Below are 19,836 nucleotides of genomic sequence, written 5' to 3'. Positions count from 1 at the left end.
ACGACCATGTCCGGTCCTGACGACACCCGGCCCGGGTCCGAGGCCGCGGAGACTCCCCTGTCTCCTCCCGCCTCGACGCTCCCCGCCGAAGGTCCGCCCGCCGCCCCCTGGTGGGCACCGGTGATCCCCCCGGCCGAACCACCGGCCGGGGCGCCACCGGTCGGCGTCCTGGCGGCCCCGGTGCCCGGCTCCCTCGACGCCGTCGGGTCCCCGGAGTCCTCCGGCGATTTCCTCACCGGCACGATCGTGCCCAAGAGCCCGGAGATCCCGCCCGCCGAGGCGACGATCACCGGCGAGATCCCGCGCTGGACCCCGCCCTCGGCCCCGCCTCCCGCCCCGTCCTCCCCCGCCGATCCGACCACCTCCGCAGGTGGCACGACGGTCGTCGGCATGGCCTCGCGGCCCGCCTTCCCGACCCTCGCCGGCCCTTCGGCCGTCCCGCCCGAGACGCCGGAGCCCGCCCCCGCCTTCGAACCCGCCCCGGTCCCGGCCCCCGCCGAGACCGATGCCGCCGACGAGGCCCGGACGCCCCCGCGCTCAGCCCGCCACGGGGCGCGCAAGCGCAGGAGGGCGCCCCTGTACGTCGCGCTCGCGCTCGTGCCGACCCTCGCCATCGCGGCGCTCGCCTACGCCGTCCTCACCGGCGGCGACGACAAGCCCCCCGTGGCGCTCCCGACCGTCACCGCCACCGTGACGGCCCCCGCCCCCCAGCCGACCGAGACGGAGACCGCCTCGGTCTCCGGTGTCCCGTCCGTCGACTCGGCCGACACCGATCCCGAGCCGCTCACCATGGACGAGGTCTTCCCCGACCGGAAGATCACCCTGGACGGCCAGAAGTACGCCATCGACCGCAAGTCGCTCAACCTGCGCTGCGACTACGCGGCGACGGGCGCCATGGCCAAGGGGCTCATCAAGAACGACTGCCAGATGGTGGTGCGCTCGACGTTCGTCGGTCCGGGCGGCAAGACCGGCGTGACCGTCGGCGTCGTGGCGATGCCGAGCAAGCGGATCGCCATCAACGTGCAGAAGGCGGGCAGCCCCGCCCGCAAGGGCGAGTGGTTCGTCGGCCTGCCCGGCAAGCACACCAAGCAGGTCGGCGCCGCGAACGGCTTCGCGGCGAGCACCACCTACGGCAGGTACATCCTGTACGTCTACGTACGCCATCTGGAGGGCCGCAAGCCCGCCAAGGCGGACCAGACCTTCGCCAAGGTCGCCACGGCCTTCATCGGCTACGTCAACGCCCCACTGCGCGCGCGCTGACCCGCCGCGTCCGCCGGACCGAGCCCGGACCTACCTGACGACCGGGTGGGCCGCGCGCTCGGCGGGCGCGGGCTCCGGCGTCGGGGCGGCCAGGGTGCGCACCCTGCGGGTCTCCTGGGCGCGCGCGGCGAGCTTCCCGTTCTCCGGGTAGACGATCTCCACGAGCGCGAGGCCGTGCGCGGGCGCGACCTTCACCGCGGAGTCCCGCACCCCGGCGAGCAGCACCTCCGCGGGCCACTCGACCGGCTTGCGGCCGTCGCCGACCGACAGCAGGGCGCCGACCAGCGCCCGCACCATCGAGTGGCAGAACGCGTCGGCCTCGACGGTCGCGACCGCGAGCCGCGCACCGCGCCGCTCCCACTCGTAGCGCAGCAGCCGCCGGATCGTCGTGGCGCCCTCGCGCTTGCGGCAGTAGGCCGCGAAGTCGTGCTCGCCGACGAGCAGGGCGGCCGCCGCGTTCATCCGGTCGACGTTCAGCGGCCGGGGGTGCCAGACGGTGTCGTGCCGGTCCAGCGGCGGGAGCCCGGTCGGCTCGTCGCTCACCCGGTACTCGTAGCGCCGCCGCAGAGCGGAGAAGCGCGCGTCGAAGCCGTCCGGGGCGATCTCCACCCCGGTCACCCGCACGTCCGGCGGCAGCACCGCGGCGAGCCGTCGCGCGATCGCACCGCTGATCTGCTGGTAGTTCGGGTAGGGGATGACGACGTGCGCGACCTGGCCGGTCGCGTGCACGCCCGCGTCGGTGCGGCCCGCCACCGTCAGCACGGGCGGCGGGTCCAGCCGCATGATCTTGGCCAGGGCGTCCTCGATGACCCCCTGGACGGTCCGCTGCTCGGGCTGCCTCGCCCAGCCCGCGAAATCCGACCCGTCATAAGAGATGTCGAGCCGGAGCCTCACCAACGACGTCATGTCCCCGTTTCCCGCAGTTCGGTGTACTCGTACTCGAAGGTACTAGTTCGTAATCAGTGTCCTCGGCGCCCCGCGGCCGGGGGGTCGGAGCGCGGCACCCGCCGGAGAAGACCAGTGTCTCAAACGAGACGGGCCCGCCGCCCCGGAACGGGGAACGGCGGGCCCGAATCAAGCGGGGCCTTTACTTGGCCTCGTCAGCCTTGTCCTCGGTCGCCTCGGCGGACTCCGCCGGGGTCTCCTCGGCGGCCTCGGCCGGGGTCTCCTCGACCTGCGGCGCGACCTCTTCGGCCGGCGCGCTGGTCTTGCGGACGGTCACGCCCGAGACCTGCTCGGCGACGAGCTCGATCACGGCCATCGGCGCCTGGTCGCCCTTGCGGGGACCGATCTTGGTGATCCGGGTGTAGCCACCCGGACGCTCCGCGAAGTGCGGGCCGATCTCGGTGAACAGCTTGTGCACCACGCCCTTGTCGCGGACGGTCTGGAGCACCAGGCGACGGTTGGCGATGTCGCCCTTCTTCGCCTTGGTGATCAGCTTCTCGGCCAGGGGGCGAAGGCGACGGGCCTTGGCCTCCGTGGTCGTGATGCGGCCGTGCTCGAACAGCTGAGTCGCCAGGTTCGACAGGATCAGCTTCTCGTGCGCCGGGCTACCGCCGAGGCGGGCTCCCTTTGTGGGCCTGGGCATGGCACTTCCTTCCTGCTCCAGCCGTGTCAGGTACTGGAGTCAGCAGTTATCTCGGGGTACTGCGGTACTAGTACTGCTCGGTCTCGGCGAACGACTCGTCGTCCCCGTCGCCATAGGCGTCGGCGGCGGCGGTCGGGTCGAATCCGGGCGGGGAGTCCTTGAGGGACAGCCCCATGTCGTGCAGCTTCTGCTTGACCTCTTCGATCGACTTGGCGCCGAAGTTGCGGATGTCCAGCAGGTCCTGCTCGGAGCGCGCGACGAGCTCGCCCACGGAGTGGATGCCCTCGCGCTTGAGGCAGTTGTAGGAGCGGACCGTGAGGTTCAGCTCCTCGATCGGCAGTGCCAGATCGGCCGCCAGCGCGGCGTCCGCGACCGACGGGCCCATGTCGATGCCCTCGGCCTCGACGTTGAGCTCGCGGGCGAGGCCGAACAGCTCCATCAGGGTCTTGCCGGCCGACGCGACGGCGTCGCGCGGCAGCATGCAGTGCTTGGTCTCCACGTCGAGGATGAGCCGGTCGAAGTCGGTGCGCTGCTCGACTCGGGTGGCCTCGACCTTGTAGGTGACCTTGAGGACCGGGGAGTAGATGGAGTCGATCGGGATCCGGCCGATCTCCTGCCCCGGCTGCTTGTTCTGCACCGAGGAGACGTAACCGCGGCCGCGCTCGACCGTCAGCTCCATCTCCAGCTTCGCCTTGCCGTTCAGCGTGGCGATCTTGAGGTCGGGGTTGTGCACCTCGACCCCGGCCGGCGGCGCGATGTCCGCGGCGGTGACGTCACCCGGGCCCTGCTTGCGCAGGTACATGACCACCGGCTCGTCGTGCTCGGAGGAGACGACGAGCTGCTTGAGGTTCAGGATGACGTCGGTGAGGTCCTCCTTGACGCCCGGCACGGTGGAGAACTCGTGCAGGACGCCCTCGACGCGGATGCTGGTGACGGCGGCGCCGGGGATGGAGGACAGCAGGGTGCGCCGCAGCGAGTTGCCGATGGTGTAGCCGAAGCCCGGCTCCAGCGGCTCGATGACGAAGCGGCTGCGGTAGTCGTCGACCTGCTCTTCGGTGAGAGCCGGACGCTGTGCGATGAGCATGATGCCCACTTTCTGTCGGGCCGCCCGCTATTTGACGGCCTTGACACCTAACAGGGTGCCCCCGACGGGCGCCGAAGCACCTGCCGGGGGCGGGAGAGTTCTCTCCGGAGTGATCCCCGAGGGGATTACTTCGAGTAGAGCTCCACGATCAACTGCTCCTGGACCTGCGTGTCGATCTGCTGACGGACCGGCAGGGTGTGCACCAGAACGCGCATCTTGTCGGCGACGACCTCGATCCAGGCCGGAACCTGGTGGGCCTCGGACTCGGCGCGGGCGACCACGAACGGGGTCATCTCGGTCGACTTCGCGCGGACCTCGATGATGTCCTTCTCGGACACGAGGAACGACGGGATGTTGACCTTCTTGCCGTTCACCAGGATGTGGTTGTGGCGGATCGCCTGGCGGGCGGCGTCGCGGGACTTCGCGAAGCCGGCGCGGTAGACGACGTTGTCGAGGCGGCGCTCGAGCAGCGTGAGCAGGTTCTCACCCGTCTTGCCGGTCTTGCGGGTCGCCTCTTCGTAGTAGTTGCGGAACTGACGCTCCAGCACACCGTAGATGCGGCGGGTCTTCTGCTTCTCGCGAAGCTGCAGCTGGTACTCGGACTCCTTGGTCCGACCGCGGCCGTGCTCACCCGGAGGGTAGGGCCGGCTCTCGATCGGGCACTTGGCGCCCAGGCACTTGCTGCCCTTCAGGAACAGCTTGGTCTTCTCGCGACGGCAAAGCTTGCAGTCGGCACCTGTGTAACGAGCCATGTCTCAATCTCTCCGATCAGACCCGACGACGCTTCGGCGGGCGGCAGCCGTTGTGCGGCACGGGCGTGACGTCCTGGATCGAACCGACCTCGAGGCCGGTGGCCTGGAGCGAGCGGATCGCGGTCTCACGGCCGGAGCCGGGACCCTTAACGAAGACGTCGACCTTGCGCATGCCGTGCTCCATGGCGCGGCGGGCGGCGCTCTCGGCGGCCTGCTGAGCGGCGTACGGGGTGGACTTGCGAGAGCCCTTGAAACCCACGTGGCCGGACGAGGCCCAGGCGATCACGTTCCCGTTGGGGTCGGTGATGGAGACGATGGTGTTGTTGAACGTGCTCTTGATGTGGGCGTGCCCGTGAGCGACGTTCTTCTTTTCCTTGCGGCGCAGCTTCTTGGGTGCGCCCTGGCGGCTCTTAGGAGGCATTGCTCTTCTTCACTCCAGAGGTCATCGGACCGGTCGTCGGCGGGGCGCCCCAGCCTTGCCTGGCTGGCGGAGCCCCTAAGGCCTACTTCTTGCCGACCTTCTTCTTGCCGGCGACGGTCTTCTTCTTGCCCTTGCGGGTGCGCGCGTTGGTCTGCGTGCGCTGACCGTGGACCGGAAGGCCCTTACGGTGACGGATGCCCTGGTAGCACCCGATCTCGATCTTGCGGCGGATGTCGGCCTGCACCTCGCGGCGCAGGTCGCCCTCGATCTTGTAGTTCGCGTCGATGTACTCGCGCAGCGGGATCAGCTCGGCGTCGCTGAGCTGGTGCACCCGCAGGTCACCGGAGATGCCGGTGGCGGCGAGGGTCTCGAGCGCACGGGTGCGACCGATACCGAAAATGTAGGTCAGCGCGACCTCCAGGCGCTTTTCGCGCGGAAGGTCGACACCGGCGATGCGTGCCATCGGGCAGTGTCCTTTCGTTCAGGCGGAGGTCCTACCGACCGCGTCCCCGTCCCTGCCCAGGGCGGGCCCCGGCCTCCGACCGGGGGTCACTCGCCCGTATCCCACGCGAGGCGTGAGACGTGGCGAACTGCGGCGGTTGTTGAGTTGTGTGGAGCGCGTTAGAGAGAGCCTCAGCCCTGACGCTGCTTGTGGCGCGGGTCCTGGCAGATCACCATGACGCGGCCGTGCCGGCGGATGACGCGGCACTTGGAGCAGATCTTCTTGACGCTCGGCTTGACCTTCATGAGGGTCTCCTGACGTGTTCGCAGGGTCATTCCCGTCTGCCACGACGGGAAAGGCAACCCTTACCGGTTACTTGTAGCGGTAGACGATCCGGCCGCGAGTCAGGTCGTAGGGAGAGAGCTCCACTACCACCCGGTCATCGGGGAGGATCCGGATGTAGTGCATCCGCATCTTGCCGCTGATATGCGCGAGGACCTTGTGCCCGTTGTCCAGTTCCACCCGGAACATGGCGTTCGGGAGAGACTCGACGACAACGCCCTCGATCTCGATGGCGCCTTCCTTCTTGGCCATGACCTCCGCGCTTCGCTGCTCGGTTTCGTCTGTTCCCCGCGACGACACGCGCCCGCTACCGCCTTGACGGCGACGACGGGCTGATGTTCCTCGCGGAGAAGTCCAGGACAGGTCCCCCAAGGGGGAACGTCCACGACCCGGACCGCCCAATTCGAAACTGCGTTCGATATATGAGCACATGACGGGTCTGATACTGGACCGAATAGCGAGTCTACGCGACGCGCCCGAGAATGCGAAATCGGCGACCCGCCGCCCTCACGGCCCTTACCGGCTTTCCCAGCGCGGGCCGGGCGGGTACGTTGCTGCCATGGTGGCTTATGACTTCGAACTGGTCCTCAGCAGACCAGTCTTCGAGCATGAGCTTGACCCGCTCTTCGAACGGACCCAAGGGTACGTCACCGTCTCGTTCGTGAAGTCCTCCGCCGAGGTCACCGGACCGGCCAGCGCCAGGTGCAGCTGGGAGGCTCCGTCCCTGGCCCAGGCCATGATCGAGGTCGTCACCGAGGTCGAGGCCGCCGCGCCCGGCATCATCGTGCGCCGGGTCGAGGCCGATCCGCTGCTGGCCCTTCGCGAGATCGCCGAGCGCGTCGGGCGGACCGTCGAGTCCGTCAGGCTGGCCTCCACCGGCCAACGCGGCCCCACCGGATTCCCGCCGCCGGAGCAGCACCGGCTGTGGCGTTGGTCACTCATCTCGGCCTGGTACGGCATCGCCGACCCGGCGCTGGACGAGGCGGCGCCGACCACCCGGGCCGTCAACGGCTGGCTCGCGCTGCGCGAGGTGGTCCCGGAGCTCGCGCCCGACCCGCGCAGCCTCGTGAAGGCGCTCACCCACGCGATCCGCGCGACGGCCTGACGGCGCCGGTCACGGGGAGACGGACGACGGCGGTGGTGGTTCAGCGGTCTTCGGAGCGCCCGCCGCCGAACAGCGTCTGGGCCAGCAGCACCGCGCCCCAGGGACCCGCGACCCAGAGGAACCAGGGGAATCCGACGCCGCCCGAGGCGACCGAGGCGACCAGCCAGATGCTCATCAGCACGAGGTTGACCGAGGCGTACGTCGCCCACTCGGCCCGTAGTCCCTTGCCCTGGCGCGCGACCTCGCCGCCCTTGCGGGTCGCCACGGCCGTCTCCGACGCAGGGATCGGCAGGTCGTACATGTCCTTGGCCGGGAGGTCCGCCGTCAGCGCTTCGAGATCGCCGATCGTCTTGGCCGCGTACGCGTGCTCCAGGCGCTCGTTCAGCTCTTCGAGGTTCAGCCTGCCCTGGGCGTAGTTGTCGCGCAGGATCTCCGCGAACCGGTCGCGGTCCCGGTCAGAGGCCCGCATCTCCGGATTCGACGGCATCGCTGGTCACTTCCCTCAAAGCCGAGTGGCTCGATCGTGCATGATCGGGCTCAGGCCAATTCTGCGATGCGCTCCCGCCACCCATCAAGTGCCGTCAGCACCTGGGGTCCGTCCGCGGTGATCGCGACCGTGTGCTCGAAGTGCGCCGAGGGGCTGCGGTCCGCGGTGACGACGGTCCAGCCGTCCTCCATCTCCTCGGTGTGCGGCTTGCCGAGGTTCACCATCGGCTCGACCGCGAACACCATGCCGGAGACCAGCAGCATGCCGCCGCCCTTGCGCCCCACGTTGGGGATGAACGGCTCCATGTGCATCTCGGTGCCGATGCCGTGCCCGCCGTAACCCTCGACGATGCCGTAGCGGCCCTGGGAGCGCACGTAAGACTCGACCGCGTGCCCGATGTCGCCGAGGTGCCCGCCGACCTTGCAGGCCGCCATACCGCGCCACAGCGACTCCTCGGTGACGTCGAGGAGGCTCGAGACGTCCGGGGCGATCTCGCCGACGGCCACGGTCACGGCGGCGTCGCCGTGCCAGCCGGCCACGATCGCGCCGCAGTCGATCGAGACGACGTCGCCCTCGCGCAGCACCTTGTCGGCGCGCGGGATGCAGTGCACGATCTCCTCGTTCACCGAGGTGCACAGGGTGGCCGGGAAGGGGGTGATCGGCCCGGGTACGCCGATGAAGGATGGGATGCCACCGCCGCCGCGAATGTTGTCCTCGGCGATACGGTCCAGGTCCAGCGTGCTGACGCCCGGCTTCACCGCCGCGGCGACCAGGGCGAGCGTCTCGCCCACCAATCGCCCGGCGACCCGCATGAGCTCGATCTGCTCAGGCGACTTCACCTGGATGCGCGTCCGCCTTCTGAACACCCGTCCCCCCTGCTGCCCTGCTAGTAGGTCTACGCGCGCAGCGCGCCGAGCGCGCGGCCGGTGACCTCTTCGACGGTCCCGGTGGCCTGAATGCCCACCAGGATCCCTTCCTTGTCGTAGAACTCCACGAGCGGCTCGGTCTGTTCCTTGTAGACCTCGAGCCGGTGCCGGACGACCTCTTCCTTGTCGTCATCGCGCTGGAAGAGATAGCCGCCGCAGTCGTCGCAGATGTCGTCGCGACCCTCGTCGAACTCCACATGCCAGATGCGGCCGCACTGGCCGCAGGTCCGCCGGCCCGAGAGCCGCCGCACGACCTCTTCCTCGTCGACCACCAGCTCCAGGACCTTGTCCAGGGCCAGGCCGCCTTCGGCCAGGATCGTGCGCAGGGTCTCGGCCTGCGGCACGTTGCGGGGGAATCCGTCCAGCAGGAACCCACCGAGGGCGTCCTGCTGGGAGATACGGTCCCGCACCATGGCGACCGTCACCTCGTCGGGGACGAGGTCGCCTTTGTCCATGTACTGCTTGGCGAGGACGCCGAGCTCGGTTCCGCCGCTCACATTGGCGCGGAAGATGTCACCTGTCGAGATCTTCGGGACCGACAGATGGGATGCGATGAACTGGGCCTGAGTTCCCTTGCCCGCTCCCGGGGGGCCCACGAGCACGATACGCACTAGCGGAGGAAACCTTCGTAACTACGCTGCTGGAGCTGAGATTCGATCTGCTTCACGGTGTCCAACCCAACGCCGACGATGATCAGGATGCTGGTGCCACCGAACGGGAAGTCGTTCGCCGCCTGGATCAGCGAGAACGCCACCAACGGAATGAGGGCGACCAGACCCAGGTAGAGCGCGCCGGGGGCGGTGATCCGCGTGAGCACGTAGTCGAGGTACTCGGCGGTCGGCCGCCCCGGACGGATGCCCGGGATGAAACCACCGTACTTCTTCATGTTGTCGGCGACTTCAGTGGGGTTGAACGTGATGGCCACGTAGAAGTACGTGAAGAACACGATGAGTGCGAACGTGACCGCCATGTTCACCGGGTTGTCCTGCTGGAGGTAGGGCAGGAGGTACTTCCCGAGGAACTCGCTGTTCGGCCAGAGCTGACCGGCGAGCTGCGGCAGGTACAGCAGCGACGAGGCGAAGATCACGGGGATGATGCCCGCCTGGTTGACCTTCAGCGGGATGTAGGTCGAGGTGCCGCCGTACATGCGGCGGCCGACCATCCGCTTGGCGTACTGCACCGGGATGCGGCGCTGCGCCTGCTCGACGAAGACGACGGCGGCGACGATCGCGAGACCGACCAGCAGGACGATCGTGAAGACGAAGCCGCCCTTGGTCTGGAAGATGTTGATGAACTGCTGCGGGAACGAGGCGACGACCGTGGTGAAGATGAGGATCGACATGCCGTTGCCGATGCCGCGGTCGGTGATGAGCTCGCCCAGCCACATGATGACACCGGTGCCGGCGGTCATCACGATGACGATGGTGACGACCGTGAACAGCGAGGTGTCGTACAGGATGTCCACCGACTGCCCGGTGAACAGGTTGCCGGTCGAGGCCATCGCGACGATGCCCGTCGACTGCAGGATCGCCAGCGCGATCGTCAGGTACCGGGTGTACTGGGTGATCTTCGTGGTGCCGGCCTGGCCCTCCTTCTTGAGGGCCTCCAGGCGTGGGATCACCACGGTCAGCAGCTGCAGGATGATGCTCGCGGTGATGTACGGCATGATGCCGAGCGCGAAGATCGAGAGCTTGAGCAGCGCGCCGCCGCTGAAGAGGTTGATCAGCGAATACAGGCTCGCGTTGGCGCCGGATTCGGCGGCATCGATCGCGGTCTGTACCGCGCCCACGTTGACGCCCGGGGTCGGGAGCAGTGAACCGATCCGGAACACCACGATGATCATCAACGTGAACAGTAGCTTTTTGCGCAGGTCGGGCGTCTTGAATGCCCTAACAACAGCGGTGAGCACCATTCCTCCTGCGCGTTTACGACCTGTTCAGACGGCCGGGGCGGCCGCGATCCAAACCCTTGCACGGGTCCCTAGTGGGACCCGTCGAATGCTAACAGCAGACGCAGCCGGGGCCGACCCTCCAACGATGGACGGTCAGCCCCGGTTCCGCATCTCGTACAAGAGACCGTCAGACCTGCTCGGCGGTCCCGCCGGCGGCGACGATCTTCTCCTTGGCGGAGCCGGAGAAGGCGTTCACCTTCACCTGCACCGCGACGGAGATCTCGCCCGTGCCGAGGATCTTCACCGGACGGCCGGCGCGGACCGCGCCCTTGGCCGCCAGGTCCTCGGCGGTGACCTCTCCACCGGAGGGGTACAGCTCGCCGAGCTTGTCCAGGTTCACGACCTGGAACTCGACCCGGTTCGGGTTCTTGAAGCCCTTGAGCTTCGGAACCCGGCGGATCAGCGGCATCTGGCCGCCCTCGAAACCGACCCGCACGGTGTTCCGGGCCTTGGTGCCCTTCGTACCGCGACCGGCGGTCTTGCCCTTGGACGCCTCGCCCCGGCCCTTGCGGACCTTCTTCTTGTGGGCGCCCGGAGCCGGCTTGAGGTCGTGGACCTTCAACGCCTCGCTCATGATTCGACCTCCTCCACCTTCACCAGGTGGGCAACGGTGCGGATCAGGCCGATGACCTCGGGCTTGTCCTCCCGAACGACACTCTGGCCGATCTTCTTGAGGCCCAGGGTCCGCAGCGAGTCCCGCTGGTTCTGCTTCTCGCTGATCACGGACTTGATCTGCGTGATCTTGAGCTGGCTCACGAGTTCACCTCGACCTTCGCGGCCTCGAGACCGGCGGCACGCGCGCGCAGCATGGCGGCGGGAGCGACGTCCTCGATCGGCAGGCCACGCTTGGCCGCGATCTCCTCGGGGCGCTTGAGCTGCTTGAGCGCCGTCACCGTCGCGTGGACGATGTTGATGGCGTTCGAGCTGCCGAGCGACTTGGAGAGCACGTCGTGCACGCCCGCGCACTCCAGGACGGCGCGCACCGGACCACCGGCGATGACACCGGTACCGGGGCTGGCCGGCTTGAGCAGCACGACGCCCGCGGCGGCCTCACCCTGGGTGAGGTGCGGGATGGTGCCCTGGATCCTGGGGACCTTGAAGAAGTTCTTCTTGGCCTCTTCGACGCCCTTGGCGATGGCCGCGGGGACTTCCTTGGCCTTGCCGTAGCCGACGCCGACCGTGCCGTTGCCGTCGCCGACGATCACGAGGGCGGTGAAGCTGAAGCGACGACCACCCTTCACGACCTTGGCGACGCGGTTGATCGCGACGACGCGCTCGATGTAAGACGTGCCCTTGTCGGCGCCACCGCGGCGGTCGTCACGGCGTCCGTCACGACGGCCGTCACGACGCTCGCCGCCCTGGCCGCCTCCGCGACTGGGAGCAGCTGCCATTAGTGGTTCCTCTTCTCAGACTGGGTCCTGGAGGTCACAGTGCGAGACCCCCCTCGCGGGCGCCGTCCGCGACGGCGGCAACGCGACCGTGGTACTTGTTGCCCGCCCGGTCGAAGACGACGGCCTCGACACCGGCGGCCTTGGCGCGCTCGGCGACGAGCTTGCCGACTTCCTTGGACTTCGCGGTCTTGTCGCCCTCGGCCGAGCGCAGCTCGGCCTCCATGGTCGACGCGGAGGCGACGGTCTTGCCCAGGGTGTCGTCGACGACCTGGACGAAGACGTGCTTGGTGGAGCGGGTCACGATGAGGCGCGGACGCGTAGCCGTGCCGACGACCCTCTTGCGAACCCGAAGGTGACGGCGCTTGCGGGACGTCGCCCGCTTGCTCGTGCCCTTCCGGAACAGGCCCTTGGTGCCAGCCATGACTACTTACCAGCCTTTCCGACCTTGCGGCGGATCTGCTCACCCTGGTACCGCACACCCTTGCCCTTGTACGGGTCGGGCTTGCGCAGCTTGCGGATGTTGGCAGAGATCTCGCCGACCTGCTGCTTGTCGATGCCCTCGACCTTGAACAGGGTCGGCTTCTCGACCGTGAAGGTGATGCCCTCAGGCGCCTTGATCAGGATCGGGTGGCTGTAGCCGAGGGAGAACTCGAGGTCCCTGCCCTTGGCCACGACGCGGTAACCGACGCCCTGGATTTCAAGGGTCTTGGCGTACCCCTGGGTGACCCCGACGATCATGTTGAAGATCAGGGTGCGGCTCAGGCCGTGGAGGCTCCGAACCGTGTTGATGTCGTTCGGACGGGTGACCGAGACCACACCGTCGTTCAGCTCGACCGCGATCGGCTCAGCGATCACTTGCTCAAGCGAGCCCTTCGGGCCCTTGACCGAGACCTTCTGGCCCTCGATCTTGACCTCGACTCCGCTGGGAACGGAGATGGGCAGACGTCCAATGCGAGACATTGTCTGTTTCTCCTTCCGCTACCAGACGTAGGCGAGGACTTCGCCGCCCACGCCGCGCTTGCCGGCCTGCTTGTCGGTCATGAGTCCGGAGGACGTCGAGATGATCGCGACGCCCAGTCCGCCCAGGACCTTCGGCAGGTTGTCCTTCTTCGCGTAAACCCGGAGACCGGGCTTGGAAACGCGCTTGATACCGGCGATGGAGCGCTCGCGGGTGGGACCGAACTTCAGGTCCACCACGAGCTTCTTGCCGACTTCGGCATCCTCCACGTGCCATCCGGTGATGTAGCCCTCCTGCTGGAGGATCTCCGAGATGTGCGCCTTGATCTTCGAGTACGGCATCGACACGCTGTCGTGGTATGCCGAGTTCGCGTTACGCAGACGCGTGAGCATGTCTGCGATCGGGTCGGTCATCGTCATGGCCGCTTGGCCCTCCTCGCTGCGGTTTCCAGCTGCCCCGGCTCCTCCCGCCTCACGAGCGGGGAGCGCAGGACCCTACGGACCTACAGCGTGGTCGTGGGCGCCGTCAGGGACGCGCGCCCGGTTTGTTGTACGTACGGTACGCGATCCGCGCCGTGACCGCGCAATCGGCGGTCACGGCACGAGATCCGCGTGGTGTCCCGTGTGGCCCGGGAACCCCGGGCCGGGTCGCCGTCCTTACCAGGACGACTTGGTGATGCCGGGCAGCTCGCCCCGGTGCGCCATCTCACGGAAGCAGACACGGCACAGGCCGAACTTCCGGTAGACCGAGTGCGGGCGACCGCAGCGCGAGCACCGGGTGTAACCCCGGACGCCGAACTTCGGCTTGCGAGCAGCCTTGGCGATCAGAGCCTTCTTCGCCATCTTCTCAGGCCTCCTTGAACGGGAAGCCGAGGAGCTTCAGCAGCGCCCGGCCCTCTTCGTCGTTGGTCGCGGTCGTCACGATGGTGATGTCCATGCCACGCTGCCGGTCGACCTTGTCGACGTCGACCTCGTGGAACATGACCTGCTCGGTCAGACCGAAGGTGTAGTTGCCCCGGCCGTCGAACTGCTTGGGGTTGAGACCCCGGAAGTCGCGGATGCGCGGCAGCGCGAGCGACAGCAGCCGGTCGAGGAACTCCCACATGCGGTCGCCGCGCAGCGTGACGTGCGCACCGATCGGCATGCCCTCGCGCAGCTTGAACTGCGCGATGGACTTCTTCGCCTTGGCGACGGCGGGCTTCTGACCGGTGATCGCGGTCAGGTCCTTGACGGCGCCTTCGATCAGCTTGGCGTCGCGGGCGGCCTCACCGACACCCATGTTCACCACGATCTTGGTCAGACCGGGGATCTGCATGACGTTGGCGAAATCGAACTGCTCCTGCAGCTGCGACTTGATCTCTTCCCGGTAGCGCAGCTTGAGCCGCGGCTGGGGGATCTCGACGGAAGTCTCGGTCATGTTCAGATCTCCTTGCCGGTACGACGGGAGATCCGGACCTTCTTGCCGTCGTCGTTGACCGTGTAGCCCACGCGAGTCGGCTTGCCATCCTCGACCAGCGCGACATTGCTGACGTGCAGCGGCGCCTCGACGGTGACGATCCCGCCGCCCTTGCCCTGGGCGTCGACCTTGGTGTTCTTCTTGATGAGGTTCGCACCCTCGACGGTCACGCGCTCGCGCGTGGTGTCGACGGCGATGACCTTGCCGGTGGCGCCCTTGGACTTACCGGCGATGATGACGACCTCGTCGCCCTTGCGGATCTTCATTACAGCACCTCCGGCGCGAGCGAGACGATGCGCATGAACTTCTTCTCGCGCAGCTCGCGGCCGACCGGGCCGAAGATACGGGTGCCCCGGGGGTCCCCGCCATCCTTGATGAGGACAGCCGCGTTCTCGTCGAAACGAATGTAGGAACCGTCGGGACGACGGACTTCCTTGCGCGTGCGAACGACGACGGCCTTGACCACGTCGCCCTTCTTCACGCCGGCCGCGGGAATGGCGTCCTTCACCGTGGCGACGATGATGTCACCGATGCCCGCATAGCGCCGACCGGAGCCACCGAGCACACGGATGCAAAGGATCTCCTTCGCACCAGTGTTGTCGGCGACCTTCAGTCGCGACTCCTGCTGGATCACTTCTAACTCCTGTTGGTTCTCACCGGTTCTCCGGTCTGCGCCGGAGCCTGGTGGATCTGCCCTTCCGGAATCGGCCCGGGAGGGGGAGTGCGGGGAGCTGCCGCGGCACGGGACACGCCCGGCGGCCGGGGCAGCTCGGCCCCCCGCAGGTCCAGTTACTTGGCCTTCTCCAGGATCTCGATGACGCGCCAGCGCTTGGACGCCGACAGCGGACGGGTCTCCATCAGGCGGACCCGGTCGCCGACGCCACAGGCGTTGGCCTCATCGTGAGCCTTGTACTTGGTCGTACGGCGGATGATCTTGCCGTACAGACGGTGCTTGACGCGGTCCTCGACGGCGACGACGACGGTCTTGTCCATCTTGTCGCTCACCACAAGGCCCTCACGGACCTTGCGGTTCGCCCTCGCGGCGGTCTCGGTGGTCTCGCTCACTTCTCGCCCTCCTCGGCAACGGTGACGATGCCGAGCTCGCGCTCCCGCATCACGGTGTAGATGCGGGCGATCTCTCGCTTGACCGTCCGCAGCCGCCCGTGGCTTTCCAGCTGACCGGTCGCCGCCTGGAACCGGAGGTTGAAAAGCTCCTCCTTGAATTCCTTCAGCTTGGTCACCAGCTCGTCCTCGGGCTGGGTGCGCAGGTCTTCGGCCGTGTTCGCCATTACTCGCCCACCTCCCTCTTCACGATCCGGCACTTCATCGGCAGCTTGTGGATGGCGCGGGTGAGCGCCTCACGAGCGATCTCTTCATTCGGGTAGGACAGCTCGAACATCACCCGACCGGGCTTGACGTTCGCGATCCACCACTCGGGGGAACCCTTACCGGAACCCATGCGGGTCTCGGCCGGCTTCTTGGTCAGCGGGCGGTCCGGGAAGATGTTGATCCAGACCTTGCCGCCACGCTTGATGTGGCGCGTCATGGCGATACGAGCGGACTCGATCTGCCGGTTGGTCACGTAGTGACCCTCGACAGCCTGGATGCCGTACTCGCCGAACGTCACCTTCGTACCGCCCTTGGCCATACCACGGCGCTTCGGGTGGTGCTGCTTACGGTGCTTGACCCTGCGAGGGATCAGCATGGAACTCAGCTCCCCTCAGGCGCCGGAGCAGCCTCGGGGGCGGCCGGCGCGGTGTTCTCGTTCTGACGCGGGGCGCGCTCGCCACCACCGCGACGGGCGCCGCCACGGGCCGGGCGGTCGCTGCGGCCACCGCGGCGGTCCCCGCCACGACGGTCGCCGCCGCCACCGGCGCCGGCACCGGCGCGCTGGGCGGCCGCCCGCTGCTCGCGCTCGGCGCGAGTGGCGGCGGCGTCACCCTTGTAGATCCAGACCTTCACGCCGATGCGGCCGAAGGTGGTCCGGGCCTCGTAGAAGCCGTAGTCGATGTCCGCGCGCAGGGTGTGCAGCGGCACCTGGCCCTCGCGGTAGAACTCCGACCGGGACATCTCCGCGCCGCCGAGACGACCGGAGCACTGGACCTTGATGCCCTTGGCGCCGGACTTCATCGACGACTGGATCGCCTTGCGCATGGCGCGACGGAACGCGACACGGCTGGACAGCTGCTCGGCCACGCCCTGCGCGACGAGCTGCGCGTCCATCTCGGGGTTCTTGACCTCGAGGATGTTCAGCTGGACCTGCTTGCCGGTCAGCTTCTCCAGGTCGCCCCGGATGCGGTCGGCCTCCGCGCCGCGGCGGCCGATGACGATGCCCGGCCGGGCGGTGTGGATGTCCACGCGGACGCGGTCACGGGTGCGCTCGATCTCCACCTTGGAGATGCCGGCCCGGTCCATGCCCTTGGTGAGCATGCGCCGGATCGCGACGTCTTCCTTGATGTAGTCCTTGTAGAGCTTGTCGGCGTACCAACGGCTCTTGAAGTCGGTCGTGATACCGAGTCGGAACCCGTGCGGGTTGATCTTCTGCCCCACTACCGGGCCCTCCTTGTCTTCTTGACCGGCGCGCCCTCATCGACGGACTCGACGACCACGGTGATGTGGCTGGTGCGCTTGTTGATGCGGTAAGCGCGACCCTGCGCACGCGGCCGGAACCGCTTCAGGGTCGGACCCTCGTCAACCCAGGTGCGGGAGACGACGAGCGTGTCCTGCCCCAGGTTGAAGTTGTGGGTGGCGTTGGCGATGGCGCTGTTCAGCACCTTGCCGACCGGCTCGCTGGCTGCCTGAGGGGCGAAGCGCAGCACAGCCTGAGCCTCCGCGGCCGGCAGGCCACGGATGAGGTCCACCACACGGCGGGCCTTCCTGGGCGTGACGCGGATGAACCGCGCCTGGGCCCTGGCTTCCATGACTGTTCCTCTCGTGTGATTGCTGCGCTTCAGCCTCGACGGCTGCGGCGGTCTTCCTTGACGTGGCTGCGGAACGTGCGGGTGAGCGCGAACTCGCCCAGCTTGTGTCCGACCATCGACTCACTGACGAACACCGGGACGTGCTTGCGGCCGTCGTGCACGGCGATCGTGTGACCGATCATCTCCGGCACGATCATGGAGCGCCGCGACCACGTCTTGATGACGGTGTGGGTCCCCTTCTCGTTTTGCGAGTCCACCTTCTTCATAAGGTGGTCGTCCACGAAGGGGCCCTTCTTCAGGCTACGTGGCATGACGACTCCTACCGCTTCTTGTTGCTGCGACGACGGACGATCAGCTTGTCGCTGGGCTTGCCGGGCTTACGGGTCCGGCCTTCCTTCTGGCCCCACGGGCTGACCGGGTGGCGTCCACCAGAGGTCTTACCCTCACCACCACCGTGCGGGTGGTCGATCGGGTTCATGGCGACACCGCGGACGGTCGGGCGCTTGCCCTTCCACCGCATACGGCCGGCCTTGCCCCAGTTGATGTTGGACTGCTCGGCGTTGCCGACCTCACCCACCGTCGCGCGGCAGCGGACGTCGACCTTGCGCATTTCGCCGGACGGCATACGCAGGGTCGCGTACATGCCCTCCTTGGCCAGGAGCTGGGCGCCGGAGCCCGCGGAACGGGCCAGCTTGGCACCGCCGCCCGGACGCAGCTCGATGGCGTGCACCACGGTACCCGCGGGGATGTTGCGCAGCGGAAGGCAGTTGCCGGGCTTGATGTCGGCGCCGGCGCCGTTCTCCACCGCGTCACCCTGACGCAGGCCCTGCGGGGCGAGGATGTACCGCTTCTCACCGTCCGCGTAGTGCAGCAGAGCGATGCGCGCGGTCCGGTTGGGGTCGTACTCGATGTGCGCGACCTTGGCCGGGATCCCGTCCTTGTCGTGGCGACGGAAGTCGATCACACGGTAGGCGCGCTTGTGCCCGCCACCCTGGTGGCGGGTGGTGATGCGGCCGTGGTTGTTACGGCCGCCCTTCTTGGGGAGCGGTCGCAGCAGCGACTTCTCCGGCTCGGACCGCGTGATCTCGACGAAGTCGGCCACGCTGGAGCCACGACGACCCGGAGTCGTCGGCTTGTACTTACGGATGCCCATCTTTTTCGTTCATCCCATCCAGTTCGGAACCCCGGCCCTTAGGCCTGGGGGCCGAAAATGTCGATCCGCTCGCCCTCCGCCAGGCTGACGATCGCGCGCTTGGTGTCCTTGCGCTTGCCGTAGCCGTGGCGGGTGCGCTTGCGCTTGCCCTGCCGGTTGATCGTGTTGACGCCCGTGACCTTGACGCCGAAGACCTCTTCCACCGCCTGGCGGATCTGGACCTTGTTGGCGCCCGGCGCGACGACGAAGGTGTACTTGCCCTCGTCGAGCAGACCGTAGGACTTCTCGGACACGACCGGCGCGAGAAGGATGTCCCGGGGGTCGTAGATGTTGCTCACTTGTCGCTCCCCTTGGCGTGGGCGACGAAAGCCTCGTAGCCCTTCTCGGTGAACACGATGTCGTCATTGACCATGACGTCGTAGGTGTTCAGCTGGTCGGCGACGATGACGTGCACGGAAGGCTCGTTGCGCAGGGACTTCCAGGTCAGCTCGTCCTCGCGGTCCAGGACCACCAGGACGCGCACGGCCGAGGTCACCTCGCGCAGCGCCTTCACGGCGAGCTTCGTCTTGGGGGCGTCCCCCTCGACCAGGCCGTCGACGACGTGCACCTGACCCGCGCGGGCCCGGTCGCTCAGGGCGCCACGCAGAGCGGCGGCCTTCATCTTCTTCGGCGTCTTCTGGGTGTAGTCGCGCGGCTGCGGACCGTGGACGATGCCACCACCGGCGAACTGCGGCGCACGGGTCGAGCCCTGACGGGCGCGGCCGGTGCCCTTCTGGCGGTACGGCTTCTTGCCACCGCCGCTGACCTCACCGCGGGTCTTGGTCTTGTGCGTGCCCTGCCGCGCCGCGGCGAGCTGCGCCACCACGACCTGGTGGATCAGGGGAACGCTGACCTTGGCCTCGAAGATCTCGGGGGCCAGCTCGACGTTGACCTTCGTCACGACTGGGTCTCCATCTTCTTCACGGCGTTGCGGACCAGCACCACGCCGCCGTTGGGGCCGGGAACAGCACCCTTGATGAGGATGAGGTTCTTCTCGGCGTCCACGGAGTGCACGGTGAGGTTCTGGATGGTCTTGCGGACCGAGCCCATGCGGCCGGCCATGCGCAGACCCTTGAACACGCGACCGGGGGTCGCGCAGCCACCGATGGAGCCCGGCGAGCGGTGCTTGCGCTGCACGCCGTGGCCCGCGCCCAGACCGGCGAAGCCGTGGCGCTTCATGACACCGGCGAAGCCCTTGCCCTTGCTGGTGCCGGTCACGTCGATCTTCTGGCCGGCCTCGAAGGTCTCGGCGGTGACTTCCTGACCGAGGGTGTACTCGGCGGCGTCGTCCGTGCGGACCTCGACGAGGTAGCGGCGCGGCGTGACGCCGGCCTTCTCGAAGTGGCCGGCGGCCGGCTTGTTCACCTTGCGCGGGTCGATCTGCCCGAAACCGAGCTGCACGGCGTTGTAGCCGTCGTTCTCGGTGGAGCGGACCTGGGTCACGACATTGGGCCCGGCGAGGACGACGGTCACCGGAACGATCCGGCCCTCATCGTCATAAACCTGGGTCATGCCGAGCTTTTCGCCCAGGACGCCCTTCCTGTTGACGCTCATCGTGTTC

Annotated in this window: 34 protein-coding genes; 2 read left to right on the top strand and 32 right to left on the bottom strand. The window is 67.8% G+C overall.

Features of this window, described 5'->3' with window-relative positions; translation table 11 throughout:
- Positions 1-6: 6 nt before the first annotated feature.
- Positions 7-1,260 carry a hypothetical protein gene (locus tag EDD29_RS43805; RefSeq protein WP_123670011.1) on the top strand — a complete coding sequence of 418 codons (1,254 nt, stop codon included), beginning with the start codon at positions 7-9 and terminating at the stop codon, positions 1,258-1,260.
- Positions 1,261-1,290: 30 nt separating this feature from the next.
- Here the strand turns inward: EDD29_RS43805 and truA are convergent, their stop codons facing one another.
- From truA to infA, 8 genes are all read right to left on the bottom strand, one after another.
- Entirely contained in the window at positions 1,291-2,166 is an 876-nt protein-coding gene (gene truA / locus EDD29_RS43800; RefSeq protein WP_123670010.1) for a tRNA pseudouridine(38-40) synthase TruA, read from the bottom strand.
- Between the two features lie 181 nt (positions 2,167-2,347).
- Complete coding sequence (gene rplQ, locus EDD29_RS43795; protein WP_123670009.1) at positions 2,348-2,848, bottom strand: 50S ribosomal protein L17; 501 nt, start codon at positions 2,846-2,848, stop codon at positions 2,348-2,350.
- Between the two features lie 67 nt (positions 2,849-2,915).
- Positions 2,916-3,932 (bottom strand): DNA-directed RNA polymerase subunit alpha, encoded by a 1,017-nt coding sequence (locus EDD29_RS43790; protein WP_123671061.1) that lies wholly within the window; start codon positions 3,930-3,932, stop codon positions 2,916-2,918.
- 125 nt (positions 3,933-4,057) lie between these two features.
- Entirely contained in the window at positions 4,058-4,684 is a 627-nt protein-coding gene (rpsD, locus tag EDD29_RS43785; protein WP_123670008.1) for a 30S ribosomal protein S4, read from the bottom strand.
- A 16-nt stretch (positions 4,685-4,700) separates the two neighbouring features.
- Positions 4,701-5,105: a 30S ribosomal protein S11 gene (gene rpsK, locus EDD29_RS43780; RefSeq protein WP_123670007.1), complete on the bottom strand. Its 405-nt coding sequence runs from the start codon at positions 5,103-5,105 to the stop codon at positions 4,701-4,703.
- An 82-nt stretch (positions 5,106-5,187) separates the two neighbouring features.
- Positions 5,188-5,568, bottom strand: coding sequence for a 30S ribosomal protein S13 (rpsM, locus tag EDD29_RS43775; protein ID WP_123670006.1), 381 nt, complete (start codon positions 5,566-5,568; stop codon positions 5,188-5,190).
- A 170-nt stretch (positions 5,569-5,738) separates the two neighbouring features.
- Positions 5,739-5,852, bottom strand: coding sequence for a 50S ribosomal protein L36 (rpmJ, locus tag EDD29_RS43770; RefSeq protein WP_106402415.1), 114 nt, complete (start codon positions 5,850-5,852; stop codon positions 5,739-5,741).
- A 67-nt stretch (positions 5,853-5,919) separates the two neighbouring features.
- The gene (gene infA / locus EDD29_RS43765) at positions 5,920-6,141 is read right to left on the bottom strand and encodes a translation initiation factor IF-1 (RefSeq protein WP_123670005.1); all 222 of its coding nucleotides are present in this window, start codon (positions 6,139-6,141) and stop codon (positions 5,920-5,922) included.
- Between the two features lie 307 nt (positions 6,142-6,448).
- Here infA and EDD29_RS43760 point away from each other — a divergent pair, with 307 nt between their 5' ends.
- Complete coding sequence (locus tag EDD29_RS43760; protein WP_123670004.1) at positions 6,449-6,994, top strand: hypothetical protein; 546 nt, start codon at positions 6,449-6,451, stop codon at positions 6,992-6,994.
- Between the two features lie 40 nt (positions 6,995-7,034).
- On the opposite strand, the gene EDD29_RS43755 is transcribed toward EDD29_RS43760, so the two are convergent.
- From EDD29_RS43755 to rplC, 24 genes are all read right to left on the bottom strand, one after another.
- Positions 7,035-7,463 carry a DUF1707 domain-containing protein gene (locus EDD29_RS43755; RefSeq protein WP_246053329.1) on the bottom strand — a complete coding sequence of 143 codons (429 nt, stop codon included), beginning with the start codon at positions 7,461-7,463 and terminating at the stop codon, positions 7,035-7,037.
- Positions 7,464-7,531: 68 nt separating this feature from the next.
- Positions 7,532-8,347, bottom strand: a complete 816-nt coding sequence (gene map / locus EDD29_RS43750) for a type I methionyl aminopeptidase (protein WP_123670002.1) — start codon at positions 8,345-8,347, stop codon at positions 7,532-7,534.
- A 29-nt stretch (positions 8,348-8,376) separates the two neighbouring features.
- Complete coding sequence (locus EDD29_RS43745; RefSeq protein ID WP_123670001.1) at positions 8,377-9,018, bottom strand: adenylate kinase; 642 nt, start codon at positions 9,016-9,018, stop codon at positions 8,377-8,379.
- Positions 9,018-10,316: a preprotein translocase subunit SecY gene (gene secY, locus EDD29_RS43740; RefSeq protein ID WP_123671060.1), complete on the bottom strand. Its 1,299-nt coding sequence runs from the start codon at positions 10,314-10,316 to the stop codon at positions 9,018-9,020. Before secY ends, EDD29_RS43745 begins: the two co-directional genes overlap by 1 nt.
- A gap of 169 nt (positions 10,317-10,485) precedes the next feature.
- Positions 10,486-10,932: a 50S ribosomal protein L15 gene (gene rplO, locus EDD29_RS43735; protein WP_123670000.1), complete on the bottom strand. Its 447-nt coding sequence runs from the start codon at positions 10,930-10,932 to the stop codon at positions 10,486-10,488.
- A complete protein-coding gene (rpmD, locus tag EDD29_RS43730; protein ID WP_123669999.1) occupies positions 10,929-11,114 on the bottom strand; it encodes a 50S ribosomal protein L30 in 186 nt (61 codons plus the stop codon). The genes rplO and rpmD overlap by 4 nt, the downstream gene beginning before the upstream one ends.
- Entirely contained in the window at positions 11,111-11,749 is a 639-nt protein-coding gene (gene rpsE, locus EDD29_RS43725; protein WP_123669998.1) for a 30S ribosomal protein S5, read from the bottom strand. The genes rpmD and rpsE overlap by 4 nt, the downstream gene beginning before the upstream one ends.
- Positions 11,750-11,783: 34 nt before the next feature.
- On the bottom strand, positions 11,784-12,170 hold the full coding sequence (gene rplR / locus EDD29_RS43720; protein ID WP_123669997.1) for a 50S ribosomal protein L18: 387 nt from the start codon (positions 12,168-12,170) through the stop codon (positions 11,784-11,786).
- Positions 12,171-12,172: 2 nt separating this feature from the next.
- Positions 12,173-12,709 carry a 50S ribosomal protein L6 gene (gene rplF, locus EDD29_RS43715; RefSeq protein WP_123669996.1) on the bottom strand — a complete coding sequence of 179 codons (537 nt, stop codon included), beginning with the start codon at positions 12,707-12,709 and terminating at the stop codon, positions 12,173-12,175.
- Between the two features lie 18 nt (positions 12,710-12,727).
- Entirely contained in the window at positions 12,728-13,126 is a 399-nt protein-coding gene (rpsH, locus tag EDD29_RS43710; RefSeq protein WP_123669995.1) for a 30S ribosomal protein S8, read from the bottom strand.
- A 237-nt stretch (positions 13,127-13,363) separates the two neighbouring features.
- The gene (locus EDD29_RS43705; RefSeq protein ID WP_123669994.1) at positions 13,364-13,549 is read right to left on the bottom strand and encodes a type Z 30S ribosomal protein S14; all 186 of its coding nucleotides are present in this window, start codon (positions 13,547-13,549) and stop codon (positions 13,364-13,366) included.
- Between the two features lie 4 nt (positions 13,550-13,553).
- Entirely contained in the window at positions 13,554-14,123 is a 570-nt protein-coding gene (gene rplE, locus EDD29_RS43700) for a 50S ribosomal protein L5 (protein WP_123669993.1), read from the bottom strand.
- 2 nt (positions 14,124-14,125) lie between these two features.
- Complete coding sequence (rplX, locus tag EDD29_RS43695) at positions 14,126-14,428, bottom strand: 50S ribosomal protein L24 (protein ID WP_123669992.1); 303 nt, start codon at positions 14,426-14,428, stop codon at positions 14,126-14,128.
- The gene (gene rplN / locus EDD29_RS43690; protein WP_123669991.1) at positions 14,428-14,796 is read right to left on the bottom strand and encodes a 50S ribosomal protein L14; all 369 of its coding nucleotides are present in this window, start codon (positions 14,794-14,796) and stop codon (positions 14,428-14,430) included. Before rplN ends, rplX begins: the two co-directional genes overlap by 1 nt.
- 155 nt (positions 14,797-14,951) lie before the next feature.
- Positions 14,952-15,227 carry a 30S ribosomal protein S17 gene (gene rpsQ / locus EDD29_RS43685; RefSeq protein ID WP_123669990.1) on the bottom strand — a complete coding sequence of 92 codons (276 nt, stop codon included), beginning with the start codon at positions 15,225-15,227 and terminating at the stop codon, positions 14,952-14,954.
- Positions 15,224-15,451, bottom strand: a complete 228-nt coding sequence (rpmC, locus tag EDD29_RS43680; protein WP_123669989.1) for a 50S ribosomal protein L29 — start codon at positions 15,449-15,451, stop codon at positions 15,224-15,226. The genes rpsQ and rpmC overlap by 4 nt, the downstream gene beginning before the upstream one ends.
- The gene (rplP, locus tag EDD29_RS43675; protein ID WP_106402397.1) at positions 15,451-15,867 is read right to left on the bottom strand and encodes a 50S ribosomal protein L16; all 417 of its coding nucleotides are present in this window, start codon (positions 15,865-15,867) and stop codon (positions 15,451-15,453) included. The genes rpmC and rplP overlap by 1 nt, the downstream gene beginning before the upstream one ends.
- Positions 15,868-15,872: 5 nt before the next feature.
- Positions 15,873-16,712, bottom strand: a complete 840-nt coding sequence (gene rpsC, locus EDD29_RS43670; RefSeq protein ID WP_123669988.1) for a 30S ribosomal protein S3 — start codon at positions 16,710-16,712, stop codon at positions 15,873-15,875.
- Positions 16,712-17,083 (bottom strand): 50S ribosomal protein L22, encoded by a 372-nt coding sequence (gene rplV / locus EDD29_RS43665; protein WP_123669987.1) that lies wholly within the window; start codon positions 17,081-17,083, stop codon positions 16,712-16,714. The genes rpsC and rplV overlap by 1 nt, the downstream gene beginning before the upstream one ends.
- Positions 17,084-17,112: 29 nt before the next feature.
- A complete protein-coding gene (gene rpsS, locus EDD29_RS43660; protein WP_123669986.1) occupies positions 17,113-17,394 on the bottom strand; it encodes a 30S ribosomal protein S19 in 282 nt (93 codons plus the stop codon).
- 8 nt (positions 17,395-17,402) lie between these two features.
- A complete protein-coding gene (gene rplB / locus EDD29_RS43655; RefSeq protein ID WP_123669985.1) occupies positions 17,403-18,236 on the bottom strand; it encodes a 50S ribosomal protein L2 in 834 nt (277 codons plus the stop codon).
- A 38-nt stretch (positions 18,237-18,274) separates the two neighbouring features.
- The gene (rplW, locus tag EDD29_RS43650) at positions 18,275-18,574 is read right to left on the bottom strand and encodes a 50S ribosomal protein L23 (protein WP_123669984.1); all 300 of its coding nucleotides are present in this window, start codon (positions 18,572-18,574) and stop codon (positions 18,275-18,277) included.
- Positions 18,571-19,176, bottom strand: a complete 606-nt coding sequence (rplD, locus tag EDD29_RS43645; RefSeq protein WP_123669983.1) for a 50S ribosomal protein L4 — start codon at positions 19,174-19,176, stop codon at positions 18,571-18,573. The genes rplW and rplD overlap by 4 nt, the downstream gene beginning before the upstream one ends.
- The gene (gene rplC / locus EDD29_RS43640; RefSeq protein ID WP_123669982.1) at positions 19,173-19,829 is read right to left on the bottom strand and encodes a 50S ribosomal protein L3; all 657 of its coding nucleotides are present in this window, start codon (positions 19,827-19,829) and stop codon (positions 19,173-19,175) included. The genes rplD and rplC overlap by 4 nt, the downstream gene beginning before the upstream one ends.
- Positions 19,830-19,836: the final 7 nt, after the last annotated feature.

It is taken from the genome of Actinocorallia herbida, assembly GCF_003751225.1.
GTDB classification, from domain to species: domain Bacteria; phylum Actinomycetota; class Actinomycetes; order Streptosporangiales; family Streptosporangiaceae; genus Actinocorallia; species Actinocorallia herbida.
This window is presented reverse-complemented; position numbering and strand designations above follow the sequence as displayed.

Bases quoted from the DNA above. Each gene is read 5' to 3' on its own strand.
- EDD29_RS43790 (WP_123671061.1), bottom strand. From the start codon at position 3,932: ATGCTCATCGCACAGCGTCCGGCTCTCACCGAAGAGCAGGTCGACGAC.
- rplE (WP_123669993.1), bottom strand. From the start codon at position 14,123: ATGACCGAGACTTCCGTCGAGATCCCCCAGCCGCGGCTCAAGCTGCGC.
- rpsK (WP_123670007.1), bottom strand. From the start codon at position 5,105: ATGCCTCCTAAGAGCCGCCAGGGCGCACCCAAGAAGCTGCGCCGCAAG.
- rpsE (WP_123669998.1), bottom strand. From the start codon at position 11,749: ATGGCAGCTGCTCCCAGTCGCGGAGGCGGCCAGGGCGGCGAGCGTCGT.
- rplX (WP_123669992.1), bottom strand. From the start codon at position 14,428: ATGAAGATCCGCAAGGGCGACGAGGTCGTCATCATCGCCGGTAAGTCC.
- rpsM (WP_123670006.1), bottom strand. From the start codon at position 5,568: ATGGCACGCATCGCCGGTGTCGACCTTCCGCGCGAAAAGCGCCTGGAG.
- infA (WP_123670005.1), bottom strand. From the start codon at position 6,141: ATGGCCAAGAAGGAAGGCGCCATCGAGATCGAGGGCGTTGTCGTCGAG.
- rplV (WP_123669987.1), bottom strand. From the start codon at position 17,083: ATGGAAGCCAGGGCCCAGGCGCGGTTCATCCGCGTCACGCCCAGGAAG.
- rpsS (WP_123669986.1), bottom strand. From the start codon at position 17,394: ATGCCACGTAGCCTGAAGAAGGGCCCCTTCGTGGACGACCACCTTATG.
- rplB (WP_123669985.1), bottom strand. From the start codon at position 18,236: ATGGGCATCCGTAAGTACAAGCCGACGACTCCGGGTCGTCGTGGCTCC.
- rpsD (WP_123670008.1), bottom strand. From the start codon at position 4,684: ATGGCTCGTTACACAGGTGCCGACTGCAAGCTTTGCCGTCGCGAGAAG.
- truA (WP_123670010.1), bottom strand. From the start codon at position 2,166: ATGACGTCGTTGGTGAGGCTCCGGCTCGACATCTCTTATGACGGGTCG.
- EDD29_RS43705 (WP_123669994.1), bottom strand. From the start codon at position 13,549: ATGGCGAAGAAGGCTCTGATCGCCAAGGCTGCTCGCAAGCCGAAGTTC.
- rplF (WP_123669996.1), bottom strand. From the start codon at position 12,709: ATGTCTCGCATTGGACGTCTGCCCATCTCCGTTCCCAGCGGAGTCGAG.
- rplC (WP_123669982.1), bottom strand. From the start codon at position 19,829: ATGAGCGTCAACAGGAAGGGCGTCCTGGGCGAAAAGCTCGGCATGACC.
- rplQ (WP_123670009.1), bottom strand. From the start codon at position 2,848: ATGCCCAGGCCCACAAAGGGAGCCCGCCTCGGCGGTAGCCCGGCGCAC.
- EDD29_RS43805 (WP_123670011.1), top strand. From the start codon at position 7: ATGTCCGGTCCTGACGACACCCGGCCCGGGTCCGAGGCCGCGGAGACT.
- EDD29_RS43760 (WP_123670004.1), top strand. From the start codon at position 6,449: ATGGTGGCTTATGACTTCGAACTGGTCCTCAGCAGACCAGTCTTCGAG.
- rpmC (WP_123669989.1), bottom strand. From the start codon at position 15,451: ATGGCGAACACGGCCGAAGACCTGCGCACCCAGCCCGAGGACGAGCTG.
- rplR (WP_123669997.1), bottom strand. From the start codon at position 12,170: ATGGCTGGCACCAAGGGCCTGTTCCGGAAGGGCACGAGCAAGCGGGCG.
- rplP (WP_106402397.1), bottom strand. From the start codon at position 15,867: ATGCTGATCCCTCGCAGGGTCAAGCACCGTAAGCAGCACCACCCGAAG.
- rpsH (WP_123669995.1), bottom strand. From the start codon at position 13,126: ATGACGATGACCGACCCGATCGCAGACATGCTCACGCGTCTGCGTAAC.
- rplO (WP_123670000.1), bottom strand. From the start codon at position 10,932: ATGAGCGAGGCGTTGAAGGTCCACGACCTCAAGCCGGCTCCGGGCGCC.
- EDD29_RS43755 (WP_246053329.1), bottom strand. From the start codon at position 7,463: ATGCGGGCCTCTGACCGGGACCGCGACCGGTTCGCGGAGATCCTGCGC.
- rpmJ (WP_106402415.1), bottom strand. From the start codon at position 5,852: ATGAAGGTCAAGCCGAGCGTCAAGAAGATCTGCTCCAAGTGCCGCGTC.